Below are 13,141 nucleotides of genomic sequence, written 5' to 3'. Positions count from 1 at the left end.
GACGAAAGGGAACCGCATCAGGCCAGGCACCAGTCCAGTACGGCCATCGCGCTCGCCAGCTTCATCTGCGCCTGCGACCACGCGATCGACCGCGGCCCGTCCAGTACGGCGCCAGTGACCTCTTCACCTCTGCGGGCCGGCAGATCGTGCATGAACACGGCCCCGGGCCACCTGGCCATGAGGCGCTCGTCGACGGCGAAGGGCTGGAAGACCGTGCGCCATTCCGGATCGCTCTTGGTGGTGCCGGTGGTCTGCCACTGGGTGGTGTAGACGACGTCCACGCCGTCGCGGATGTCATCGACGTCGTGCACCTCGACGACGTTCCCGCCCGCCTGCTCCGCCGTCTTCTGGGCACGCGCGAGGACCGTGGGATCCAGCCCGTAGCCGGTGGGCGTGGCCAGGGTCATGGAGGCTCCGGGTACCAGCGCCAGGCCGTACGCCAGGGCCGCAGCCGTGTTGTTGCCCTCCCCTACGTAGGCGAGATGGAGTCCCTGCAGCGATCCGAAGTGGCGGGCGAGCATGGAGATGTCGCTGATGCCCTGGGTGGGGTGTTCCTCGCGTGCCATCGCGTTGACGACCGGGATGGACGCCGACCGGGCGAACTCTCTCAGGTCGTCCTCGCCTACAGCACTCCGCACCACGAGGGCGTCCAGCATGCCGCCCAGAATGCGGCCGGTGTCCGACAGGAGCTCGCCCGTGGCCAATTGGAGGTCGTTCGGGCCGAAGGCGATAACCGTCGCGCCGAGACGTGCGGCGCCACTTGTGAACGCGGTGCGGGTGCGGGTCGAAGTGTGGGTGAACAGCGTGCCCACCACGCGGTCACGCAAGGGCCGCTCCTGGGGCCACCGGTCCTCGTACCAGGCGCACGAACGGCGGACCAGGCCGAGCAGTTCGTCCGTGCTCAAGTCGTACAGGGAGATGAGGCTGCGCGGAGAACGCGTTCTGCGGTCCGGCCACACCGGCATCGGTTCTGTCATGGTTCCGTCTTCACCTTTCTCGGTGTGCGTCATGTGCCCCACCGCGCTCACGCGTGGGCCCGGGCGGGGTCGCCCAGGAGGTCGACGACGGCCCCGAGGCCAGCCTCGGCTGCCTGGACCGCCACCTCCTGGCAGATCGCCACATCGAGAATCGCCATGCCGAAGGGATTGCTCACCACGAATCCGTCCCGTGGCCGGACCGCCTCGGCCCGGCCGAGCAGAACGTCCCCATACCGCCTGGCCAGGGCGCGTCCCTCGGCGGCCGCGGTTTCGGGGTCGGCCACCACGTCGCCCGCCTGCATCACCGCTCCGAGGATGCGGCGCGGGTTGTCGCGGACGAGGTCGACGTCGTCCACGTAGATCGCCTCCGCCTCGCGGAAGACGGCGGGGAGCACATCGTCGAGCGAGACATGTGCGACGAAGGCACCGGACGCGAGCCAGTGCGGCGGGATATACGGCTCCGATGAGACCGTCAGAGTGACGACCACGGGGGAGGTCTTCACGCAGGACTCCAGGTCCTGGTGCTCCGTCGCCTTCAGTTCCGGGCACTCGGTGCGCAGCTGCCGAGCGAGCGCCGCCGTCCGGTTCGGATCGATGTCGAACAGGTGTATCTCGCGGACCGCTGGAAAGTACTGGCGCAGGAGCCTCGCGTGCATGGCCGCGAGGGTTCCGCACCCGATGATGCTCACCGCGTCGAAGCGCGCCGGACCGAGGTGGCGCAGGGTCGACATGGTGTAGGCGGCGGTGCGCAGCGCGCTGACATGACCGGCTTCGACCAGGGTGACCGGGCGTGCGGTCTCCGGATCGAACAGCACGCTGAAGCCGCCCGCGCGCTCGATGCCCAGGGACGGGTTGGTGACCGAGGCGTTGATCAGCTTCATGCCGTAGGCCGTGCCCGGCCCGTGTCGCACCGCGCCGAGCATGGCGACCGAACGGGTATAGGCCCCGGCTGAGTTCTCCCACGCCATGTAGCCCTCGGCGGGCAGTTCGGAGTGCCCCTGGGTGTGCGCGCACACAGCGGACTCGACCACCGTGACAGGATCGATCTCGTCCAGGCAGCGCGTCACGGTGGCGCGGTCGAGGATCCTGATCTGGTCTGGCTTCACTTGAGCTGTTCCCCTCGCAGGTGTGGGACGGGCAGTGGTGCGCCGAAGGCATCCGGCTGTGGGAGGACCGCGTTCAGGAAGGTCAGGCGATCGGCGATCTCGTTGTCCAGCTGGCTCTTGGTCGACCCCACACCGTGGCCGGCGTGCTCCTCCACGCGCAGGAGCACCGGATGAGTCGAGGTCGAGGCGTACTGCAGATGGGCGACGAGCTTCGCCGGCTGGAACGTGGTCACCCGGGGGTCGTGCAGGCCCATGGTGACCAGCACCGGCGGATACGGCGCCGTCGTGACACGGCGGCACACGTCGGACACCAGGAGGGCCGCAAGGCCGTCGGGAGTAGTCACGGTTCCGTACTCGGGGATGTTCGGCGGCCCGTTCTCATGCATCTCGAGCCGCAGCGTGGTGGTGACCGGCACCCGCAGCACCACGGCGGCGAACCGGTCCGGGGAGCGCACCATGGCGCCCGCGGCGGTCAGCCCGCCGGCGCTCGTGCCCTCGGCGGCCAGCCGGTCGGCAGACGTCCAGCCCGCCTCGACGAGATGGTCGGCGCAGTCCAGGAAATCCGCAATGGTGCGCTTCTGCCCGGTTCCGTGACCGGCCCGCGCCCACCGCTCGCCCCCCTCTCCACCGCCGCGGACGTGGGCAACCGCCCACACCCGGCCCGCCGCGACCCACTCGACCACCGCCGGGTTGAACGCCGCCCGGAGTGTGATGCCGAAGAACCCGTAGGCGCTCAACAGAGCGGGTGCCGTGCCGTCCGGAAACTGGTCCACACGGTGGACCACGGTCATGGGTATCTCGACCCCGTCCGACGCGACGACCGTCACGGTGCTCGTCGTCACGTCCTGCCGTTCGACGCCGGAAGGCGGAACCCAACCCGTGTCCGTGCAGTCCGTCGATTCGGCGGTCACCCGTAGCAGACGCAATGACCTCGTCCACGACGAGAGACCGATCAGACATTCTCCGGTCGCGGGGTCGTGCGCCCATTCGGTGACGCTGCCGAGGTGCGGCAGGCTGACGGTTTCGCCGTCGCCAAGAGGGCGCCGCACCCGGACGACCGCGGAGGAGCCCTCTTCGAGACAGCGCAGCAGCAGTGCTCCATCCACCGCGCAGAAGTCCTCCACGACGGGACCCTTGTCGAAGACGACGGTGTGTGGTGCGTCGTCGTCAGTCAGGGAACGGGCGACGATGCGTCCCCGGCCGTCCTCGCCCGGATCCAGCACGTAGGCCTCGTCGCCTGCCACGTGCCAGGCGAGGGCCGCGTCGGACACCTGCTGCCACGGTCCCCCGGGCGCGTCCGCCGCACGCACGTGAACCGAGGATGTGCGCTCGCATCCGGAACGTATCCCCACCACGAGACGCTGGCCGTCGTCGGAGAACGTCACCACGGGGGTGTCGTCGGGACCGGTGGTGAGGTCGCCGATGTCGTCCAGCGGACGGGTGGTGGCCTTGCCGTCCGCGCTGTCGATCTCACACATCTCGGTCCGCATGTTCTGGTACTTCGCGGTGCCCGAGTCGGCGCTGAGACGCTGGTAGACGAATCGGCGTGAGTCCGGGTGCCAGGAGATGCCGGGATGGCGCAGCCTAGTCATCCGGCCAGGGGCGGCACCCGGCACGGACACGGGGAGCCACGTTCCTCGCACCACGTCGACGACGTACAGTGTGGAGAGTTCGGAGCCGTTGGCGGAGACGCCGTAAGCCACGAAACGACCGTCCGGGGACGCGCTGTACCAGTCGATCGAGACATGGTGGGCCCCGTCTTCGGCGTGCCGCACGGAGGGATCGACCACGACGCGCTCCTCACCGTCCGGGCGGACCCGGGCGACGAGCCGGTGTGTCGGTGCGTCCACGTCGCGCCGGAGCAGGAACACCTGCCCACCGCCGTACTGCACGTTGACGACGTGGGCATCCGCCGCGCTGAGACGAGCGCACAGTTCCCTGGCCTCCGCCTGCCCGGGCTGTGCCTTCAGGAAGTGCTCGAAGTGGCGGGACTGCTCCTCCAGCCAGGAGCCGAGTGCGTCGCCGTCCGTCTCCATCCACCGGTAGGGATCCACCACCGTGATCCCGTGATAGGTGTCGGTGACCGGATCCCGGCGCGCGGCCGACAGCCGGGGAATGTCGGGGCGAAGAAGACCAGTCACCGCTGCACCTCGACTCGGGCGCCGAGCCGCTCGCCAAGGGCGGCGGCGAGGGCCGGCAGATGTTCCGGAGCCCACATGCTGTAGTGATCCCCCGGCACGGTATCCACGGTCACGTCCAGGCCGGCGCGGAGCCAGGTCAGATGCGGGCTGCCGACGCCCTCCGGCTGCGTTGCCGCCTGGATGAGCCGTACAGGACCGTCGTACGGGCCACCGCGATAGCGCGCGATGGCGCGGAGGTTGGCGCCGTACAGCGCGCGCAGCTGCTCCCAGTTCTCGAACGAGATCTCCTCGGGAAGGACCCCCCGACGCCGGAGCTCGGTCAGGACCGACGCGGCATCCAGGAGCGAAGCGCCGACTTCCGGCTGCCCGGGCTGCCCTGTGAGGTCCCGTACGATCCCGGCCAGTACCTCACGGTCGGAGAGTTCCCTTCCAGCGGTCGCCGGATCGGGCAACTCCGCATCGATCAAGACCAGTTGGGCGACCTCGGCACCCTGGTCCGCAAGCTGGCGCGCCATCTCGAAGGCGACCAGTCCGCCCATGGACCAACCCCCCAGCAGATAGGGGCCTTCGGGCCGGATCGCCCGCACGGCGGCCAGATAGGTTCGCGCCATGTCCTCGATCGTCCGGAGCGGTTCCTCCCCGTGTCCCAGACCGACGGCCTCGATCCCGTGGAACGGTGTCGACTCGGGCAACAGGCGGGCGAGTTCGGCGTAACACATGGTGGTTCCGCCCACCGGGTGCACGCAGAAGAAGGGCGTGTCGATGCCGGACTCCTTGATCGTCACCACGGGGGAACGGTGCGTCCGCTCGCTGCCGCCGGTCTCGATCAGCGCGGCCAGCCCACTCGGTGTCGGTCGGGCGAAGAACGACGACAGCGACACCTCGATGCAGAACCGCCGCGAGAGTGCGGTCGTCAGCCGGATGGCAAGGAACGAGTTGCCACCGCACTGGAAGAAGTCGTCGTCCGCCGTGACATCGGTCCGGTCGAGCAAACCCGCGAACAGGGCGCCGATCTCGGCCTCCACACCCGGACGCAGGGACCTGCATGGCTTCGCCCCCGCCGCCGCGGGTGCCGCCTCGGCCGTGGCCAGCGCCTTTCGGTCGACCTTGCCATTGGAGGTCAGCGGCAGTGCGGACACGGTGTGGATCACCGTGGGGACCATGTAAGGCGGAAGAGCCGACTCAAGGCTGCGCCGTAGCGCCTCCACGTCGATCTCCTCTTGGGCCGGCACCACATGGGCGATCAGCGACTTGCCGCCGGCGCCTGCCGACCGCACGGACGCGACGGCGTCCCGGACCGACGGGTCCTTGTTGAGAGCCGCGTCGATCTCACCCAGTTCGATCCGGAACCCGTTGATCTTCACTTGGAAGTCGTCCCGACCGAGGAACTCGATCGTGCCGTCCGGCAGGACGCGGCCTTGGTCACCCGTCAGGTAGAGCCGCTCCCCAGTGGCGGAGTCACGCACGAACCGCTCGGCGGTGCGCTCGGGGTCCCGCCAGTACCCGCGGGCGAGCCCCACTCCGCCGATGGCGATCTCGCCGGTGGCCCAGTGCGGGCGCTGTGCCCTCAGGTGGTCCAGGACGTACATGCGCTGGTTGGTCATCGCCCGGCCGTAGGGGATGCTGCGCCACTCCGGGGACACCTCGCCCACCCGGTGCATCACCGACCAGATCGATGCCTCGGTGGCGCCTCCCATGCTGATGACGTCCGCGTCTGGCCAGATCCGCCGGATGCGGTCGGGCAGCGTCACCGGAATCCAGTCACCGCTCATCATCACGGCACGCAGCGGAATCCGTGCGGCGGCCGGCGCCAGCTCGGCATGGTCGACGAGGATCTCCATCAGGGCGGGCACGCTGTTCCAGACGGTGACGCCTTCGGACAGTGCCGTCTGCGCCCAGCGGGCAGGATCACGCGACGAGCGGCGGTCGGGCAGCACGAGGGCCGCACCGGCGGAGAGGACCCCGAAGACGTCGTACACCGAGAGGTCGAAGCTCAGGGAGGACACACCGAGAACCCGGTCCTCGGAGCCCAGCCCGATCAGATCCGACACGTCGCGCACGGTGTTGACGGCGCCCCGGTGATCGACCTCCACACCCTTCGGCAGGCCCGTGGATCCGGAGGTGAAGATCACGTAGGCCGTGTCCCGAGGGGTCTGCCGCGGCTCGACCGACGCCGCCACCGCGGTCGGTTCGACTCGGTCCACCAGCAGCTGTGTCACGCCGTCCCAGACGCTCTCCTCGACGCCAGCCCACGACTGGGTGAGGGCCACCTCCTTCGTCGCCTGGCTAAGCAGGTGGCGGATGCGCTCCGTGGGCAGTCCCGCGTCGATGGGAAGGTATGCGGCACCGGCTCGGAGGATGCCGAGCACCGCCGCGATCTGCTCCCACCCCTGGCGGGCGACGACGGGGACGAGGTCTCCCGGGCCGGCCCCGCGTCCGATCAGCCAGTTCGCGATCGTCTCGGCGCGTTCGGCCAGTTGGCCGTAGGTCAGCATGTTGGGACCGTCAACGAGGGCCGTGCGGTGGGGCGCTTCCGCGGCACGCGAGAAGAACGGGGTGTGGAGCAAACCGTTCGTGTCCAACGTGAGGCAGGACCGGGCCGCTTCGATCCGCGCGCTGCGCGGCAGGTCCGCAGACGCGGCGAGGGAAGTCTCCCACGACGTCTCCTCTGCCAGCGATTCGAGCAGGCGGGTGAACCCCTCGAACGCGGTCCCCGGGAACCCCTCGGGGAAGGCGGCGTCCACGGTGTCCCAGTTGGCGACGAGTGCCCCGCCGTACTCGTACACCTGGTGGTCCAGGTAAACCTGCGGAGTCTGCAGACCGCTGTCGATGACGCGTGCGTCGAAGGGCAGGTTGTCCAGGAAGGACGTGTCTACATCAAGCACACTCGCGAAGACGACCGGGAACACGGCGCGCTGGGACCAGCCCTGAACACGTGCGGCCTCGCGTGCCACGCGTACACCGTCCACATCACCGTGCTGCAGATCCTGCAGCAGGCGGGCCTGGACGGTACGGCAGCGCTCGGCGAAAGCCGCCGCGCCCCGGCAGTCCACCTCGAGCGGCAGCGTGCTGCTCAGGTTGCCGACCACGAGCTCGGCACCGGAGACCTCCGGGAGCCGCCAGGACGACAGGACGTTCAGGGTGAACCAGGGCGTCTTGGCCCAGTGCGCCAGAACCTCGGCGAATACGGTGAGCAGGGCGGCGCTGGGCGTCACCCCTGCCTTGGCCGCATGCCGCTTGAACGCGGCCCACTGTGCGGGCTCGAGCCTCGCCACACGGCGGGTGAAACGCCCCGCCCGTGCCGGTATCCGGTTGCTGACAGGTAGTTCGGGAGCCGACGGCAGCTCGCGCAGGCGCTCCTTCCAGTACTCCCAGGAAGCCCGCGCGGACCCCACGCGTCCTTCGAGCATCGCCGTGACGTAGTCGCGGTACGTGAGCTCGCCCTGCTCCGGGGCGGCGGCGGGGTCGCGGTACAGCGCCAGCCAGTCGTCGAGCAGGGCGTGCTCCGAATACCCGTCGGCTGCGAGCAGCCCGAGAGAGAGGTGTACGCGGTGCACCTCGTCGTCCAGCACATGGACCACGACCTCCAGCTGCGGGGCGCGCTCGGGCGACGGGCCCTCGGCGGCCATGCGCCGCGACACCGCCTCGGTGATCCGGTCGATCTCCTCGGCTCCGCGACCGCGCAGGTCCTCGACCGCCAGCGCGGTCCGCCCCGTGGGCAGCACCTTCTGTCGCCCGTCGTTCCCGATCACGAGGCGAAGGACGTCATGACGTTCGACGAGCCGCCGCAACGCCTCCTCGGCCCGGTCCAGATCGAGGCCGGCGCACTCGACCGCGAGGTAGATGTGAGCCCGCACCCCGCCCAGTTCGAACCCGTCGGTGCACCCCACCCAGTAGGCCTGCTGCAGGGGGGTCAGCTCGAACGCGTCGTTCCGTTCCGCCGTATTCCCGCGTGGCGTGTGCTCCTCGATCCGGACCGGCTCGGCCCGCGCGGCCTGCTCAACGAACTCGGCCAGCCGCCGCACCGTGGGGTGGCGGAACAGGTCGGCCAGTGACACCCGCACGCCGAGACGCCGTTGGACCGCCACGACCAGGCGGGCCGCCAGGACGGAGTGCCCGCCCAGCTCCATGAAAGTCCGTTCCGGAGGGACCCGGGAGAGGCCGAGGTTATCGGCCCAGAGTTCCGCGAGCACGGTTTCCAGTTCGGTCTCGGGCGTCTCGTCGGCGTCACCGCCCACGAGGTCCCGTTCGGTGACCGGCGGCAGGGCCTTGCGGTCGACCTTTCCGCTCGCGCCGACGGGAAGCGCGTCAAGGACCACATAGGCGGTGGGCCTCATGTGCTTTGGAAGACGGGCCTCGGTGTGGTCGCGCAGCGCGCCGAATTCCACCGCGCGGCCGTTGTGGAGCGAGGTGTACGCGGCCAGACGCCTGTCGGTGACGTCGCCGGCATGCGCGTACGCGACGACGACGCAGTCGTGGACATCCGGATGTTCGCGGACGATCCGCTCGATCTCGTCGACCTCAACCCTCAGCCCCCTGACCTTGACGGTCAGGTCGATACGGCCCAGGAACTCCAGCAAGCCGTCCGAACGCCAGCGGACCTTGTCCCCGGTGCGGTACATCGACGCCCCCGCCGTACTGGCGAAGGGGTCCGGCACGAACTTCGCGGCCGTCAGGTCCGGCCGCCCCAGATAGCCCCGCCCGACTCCGATACCGCCGATGTGCAGCTCGCCGGGCACACCCACCGGCATGACCTCGCCGTGCTCGTCGAGGACGTACGCCGAGGTGCCGGGGACGGGACGTCCTATCGGCACGATCGCGGGCAGGTCGGGAGACCACTTGCGGACGACGAGATGGCACTGGTCGTCGCTGCACTCCGTGGATCCGTACGTGTTGAGGATCGGCACGTCGGGGCAGATCTCGAACCAGAGCCGGACCAGGTCCTCGGGCAGGGCGTCCCCGGTCGGAACCATCCAGCGCAGGGCGGGCAGCGGCGCCTCCTCGGCACGGTCCGAGCCCGGCAGGACCGCGACCAGGGACCGCAGCATGGCCGGGACCAACTGGACGACGGTGATGCCGAGACGGTCCAGCGCGTCGACGAGGCCGAGTGGGTCCGTCGCCTCCTCGTCGTCGACGACCTGGACCCGGGCACCCCGCAGCAGCGGAGCGAGACACTGCCACACCACGATGTCGAAACAGGGCGGAGCGGTCTGTGCCACGACGTCGTCGCACCCGATGGCCAAGTCGTTGAGCTTGGCCTCTATGTGCGCGACCATGCCCTGGTTCTCGACCATGGCGCCCTTCGGCTTCCCCGTCGACCCCGAGGTGAACATGAGGTAGGCCAGCGCGTCGCGCGAGCAGCAGGGGCCGGCATGAGCGGCCGTCGGGGAGTCCGTCTCGTCGACGGCCGACGACCGGGCGTCCAACACGGCCGGTGAACCGTCGAGCCGGTTCAGAACGTCGTCGAGGACCGGGGCATGGCGGTCGCAGGAGATCACGGCCACGCATCCGGCCTCGCGCATCACCCGCGCGTGGTGCTCGCTCGGCCGAGCGGGATCGAGCAGCACGAAGGCGGCGCCCGCGCGCAGCACGCTCAGCATGGCGACGACGAAGTCGACACCTCTGTCGAGCAGGACGGCCACGGTACGGTCCCGTCCGGCGCCCGCGGCTCGCAGGGCCGTCGCGATCCGCATCGAACGCGCCTGCACCTGCGCGTAGTCCAGGGTTCCGGTGCGGTCCGTGACCGCCGGGCTGTGAGGTGTGCCGCGCACCTGCTGGTCGAACAGCCGCGTGAAGCACTCCTGCCGGGGCTCCGCTCCGCTGCCGAGGCTCCACGTGCGCAGCAGACGCCCGCGCTGGTCGCCGGTGAGCAGCGGGAGGCGGCCGGCGGCCAGACTCGGATCAGCGACGGCGGCCGTCAGCATCACCGTCAGCTCGTCCGCGAGTCCGTGAGCGGTGGCCGGCCCCAGGGCGTTCACCACCAGGTCGAGTCGGCACTCGATCGCAGCTCCGTCGGTGAGCACCTCCAGGACGGCCGAGGCGCGGTCGCCGTTCCCTCCGACGGGCCCGGAATCGCCGTCGCTGTTCCAGCGGAACGCGACCCGTACGCCGTCCGGCTGCTCCCGGTCCCCGGCGCTAGTCGTCGCTTCAGCGTCCACTGCGCGCACCAACTCCGCGAACGGGGCGTGCGGCGAGTACGTCGTGCACACGACACGCTCGTTCGTCCCGGTGGTCCCGTCCCGGGTTGTCACGTGCGTGAACACGTCGGGCGCCTCCAGATGGCGGGCGACGAGCGTCGCCCACGCGGCCTGCAGGACGGAACCGGGCCGCGTACCGAGCCGCAGAGCGGTCTCGGACAACGCCTGCACCGTCGACGGATCCAGGACGAAATGATGACGGTCGCGATCGGTACAACTGGTCATGCGTACTCCCCTGTCATCGGCCGGGCCTGCGGCCGTCCTCCCCGTGTGACCACCTGCGGTGTGTCCGCGCGCCTCTCCTGCACGGCAGGCAGCCGAGCGTCGGGCAGGGACGCGATCGACTGAAGGACCAACGACTGCCCGGTGTATGTGTCCGTCGCGGTGTGGGCCGCCCCGCTCGCCATACCTGTGAGTACGAGGACACTGCGGGCGCCGCAGTGTTCGGCCGCGAGAACATCGCTCGTGCTGTCTCCGACGACCACCAGCGATTGGGGTTCGACGCCGAGCCGACGAGCGGCCAGTTCGAGCATGAAGGGATCCGGCTTGCCGATCACGAGAGCCCTTGCACCGGTGGACCGTTCGAGCGCGGCCACCATGGCCCCGGCTCCGGGAGCGGTCTCCTCGTCAGAGGCCGGATAGGCGCTGTCGGCGTTGGTGGCGAGCAGTCGGGCTCCTTGCCGGACGGCGGTGTGGGCCGCCCGCAGCCGGCCGTACGACAGCTCGCGGTCGAGGCCCACGACGACGACGTCGGCCCGCGCGCCCGGCTTGGGTTCGACCACGTCCAGGCCGGGACAGGCCCGGCGCAGCTCCGCTGTGATCGCCTGCGGGCCGAGCACCATGGCCGCCTTCGGGGTATCCGGCTCCATGGCCACCCGGGCAGCGACGGCGAAGGCCGACGTGATCACCTCGTCCTCGCGTGCCGCGAAGCCCATCGAGGACAGTACGGCCGCCCGCTCCGCCCTGGTCAGGGTCGCGTCGTTCGTCACGAAGACGACGCGGTGGCCCTCGGCCCGCAGCCGCGCGACAGCCTCGACGGCCCCGTCGATCGGAACGGACTCGTAGTAGAGCGTGCCGTCCAGGTCCAGCACGAAGTCGGTCACTGGGCCAGCTCCGGCACAGAGCCGGCGGCCGAGAGCACCGCCGTGTCCTCCGGTGCCGCCGCCGACCGTGCGTGGCGGGCCCTGAGCTCCTGCTGGTTGTCGAGTGCCAGACGCACCACGGCAGGTCCCAGACGGCGCTGGATCGCCTCGGTCAGTTCCTCGCGTCCGCCCTGGAAACCGGGGTTGAGCTGGTCGAGGGACGACCACTGCGGGTCGATCCCGGCCGCGTGGAGCCGCTCTGCGACGGCTCTGTCCGAAAGCCCTGGGTCGAACGCGGTCAGGAGCGCCCCCGCGCCGGCGACGATCTCGGCGTGCTTCGGGTACGCGTACGTGTGCTCCCAGCCGAGACAGCCGAAGGCGATGCGTACGGTGCAGTCGGTGAAACCGTTCGAGACCCCGGGTGACAGGCAGACCCGCGCCGTGTTGAGGAAGTGCCTGGTCACGTCAGTGCTGTCGGTGATCTCCCGGCCGTCCGGGGTAAGCAGACCGGCCATGCCGTTACCACTCACCAGGACCGAGTGGGCCGCCTTCGGGTCATGGGCCACCGTCAGGAGCGGCTCGGCGGGAGTGAACCCCAGCGCCGACGCGACGTTCTCGTTGATCTCGTCGAGCAGGCGGGCGACCAGTTCTGCACGGGCCGCGCACTCAGCGATGTTCCCCTCGAGGTATTCCGCCGGAGCTCGCAGCGCCGCCAGGGCCATGGCCTTGGCGATGTGCGGGACGGTGATCGAGGTGGCCATCGTGTAGTAGTTCATGCGCTCGATCAGATACTGAGGACCGCACCCCCAGCCGATCCGGATGTTGGCCAGCCCATACGCCTTGGAACCGCCGTTGATGGTCACCACGCGCTGACTCATTTTCGGCATGCCGGCGAGATGGGCGGAGCTGCGCCCCGTGAATTCAGTGCCCCGGAATATGGCATCTTCGAGGACCACCAGATCGCGTTGCTCCACGAACTCCGCTATTTCAGCGAGCTCGCTTTCCTCATATACCGCACCGGTGTAACTCGGACTGAAGAGAATGAGCCCCTTCGGGCGGCGCACCTCTCCCGTATCAACGCGTCGGCGGTAGAACTCCTCCAGGTCCCCGCGGGTAAACTTGTAGTCGTTGGACCGCCGCGTCTCGACCGTTTCGAGATATACGGAACTGATGTCCGCCCACATGTTCACGGCCTGGTAGTAACCCTGCGGCACCAGGAATACATCGCCGGGATCGCCGACCGCGTGGAAGAAGGCGAGGAAGAGCCTGGTGTTGCCGCTGTCGATGCACAGGTTCGACGCGGCGTCGTCCGGGATGCCGGCAGCCCGGAAGGTGGCCGTCAGCTCCTCCTCGAAGGCGGGGAAACGCCGCAGGTAGAGGTAGTTGTCCAGCGATGACTCGGTCGTGTCGAGCAGGGCGCGGACACCAGCCGCCACCACGGAGTGGTGCGGCCTGCGCACTCCCTCCCCGTGAGCGAGCGAGATGACGTCGGGATTCATCCACCCGCCGCCGCCCTCCTGGTCGTCGGCGGCGCTGATGGCGTCCCGAGCTCGAATGAAGGAATTGATGGCACGGTGGGACCGGTCCTGCTTTGCCAGCAGGTGCTCTTTAGCAGACGTCGTCACTTGGATCGACTCC

6 protein-coding genes are annotated in these 13,141 nt (G+C 69.6%); all 6 read right to left on the bottom strand.

Annotation, left to right across the window (positions count from 1 at the left end):
• Positions 1 to 17: 17 nt before the first annotated feature.
• The 6 genes from FNV62_RS42620 to FNV62_RS42595 are packed head-to-tail and all read right to left on the bottom strand — an operon-like array spanning position 18 to position 13,128.
• The gene (locus FNV62_RS42620) at positions 18 to 977 is read right to left on the bottom strand and encodes an ornithine carbamoyltransferase (RefSeq protein ID WP_225900583.1); all 960 of its coding nucleotides are present in this window, start codon (positions 975 to 977) and stop codon (positions 18 to 20) included.
• Positions 978 to 1,024: 47 nt separating this feature from the next.
• Entirely contained in the window at positions 1,025 to 2,083 is a 1,059-nt protein-coding gene (locus tag FNV62_RS42615; protein ID WP_143603622.1) for an ornithine cyclodeaminase family protein, read from the bottom strand.
• Complete coding sequence (locus tag FNV62_RS42610) at positions 2,080 to 4,224, bottom strand: prolyl oligopeptidase family serine peptidase (RefSeq protein WP_143603620.1); 2,145 nt, start codon at positions 4,222 to 4,224, stop codon at positions 2,080 to 2,082. The genes FNV62_RS42615 and FNV62_RS42610 overlap by 4 nt, the downstream gene beginning before the upstream one ends.
• Complete coding sequence (locus FNV62_RS42605; RefSeq protein WP_143603619.1) at positions 4,221 to 10,646, bottom strand: amino acid adenylation domain-containing protein; 6,426 nt, start codon at positions 10,644 to 10,646, stop codon at positions 4,221 to 4,223. The genes FNV62_RS42610 and FNV62_RS42605 overlap by 4 nt, the downstream gene beginning before the upstream one ends.
• The gene (locus FNV62_RS42600; protein ID WP_164404948.1) at positions 10,643 to 11,524 is read right to left on the bottom strand and encodes an HAD-IIA family hydrolase; all 882 of its coding nucleotides are present in this window, start codon (positions 11,522 to 11,524) and stop codon (positions 10,643 to 10,645) included. Before FNV62_RS42600 ends, FNV62_RS42605 begins: the two co-directional genes overlap by 4 nt.
• Positions 11,521 to 13,128 carry an aminotransferase class I/II-fold pyridoxal phosphate-dependent enzyme gene (locus tag FNV62_RS42595; protein ID WP_143603617.1) on the bottom strand — a complete coding sequence of 536 codons (1,608 nt, stop codon included), beginning with the start codon at positions 13,126 to 13,128 and terminating at the stop codon, positions 11,521 to 11,523. The genes FNV62_RS42600 and FNV62_RS42595 overlap by 4 nt, the downstream gene beginning before the upstream one ends.
• Between the last annotated feature and the right edge of the window lie 13 nt (positions 13,129 to 13,141).

The organism is Streptomyces sp. RLB3-17 (assembly GCF_007113425.2).
Lineage (GTDB): Bacteria > Actinomycetota > Actinomycetes > Streptomycetales > Streptomycetaceae > Streptomyces > Streptomyces mirabilis_D.
This window is presented reverse-complemented; position numbering and strand designations above follow the sequence as displayed.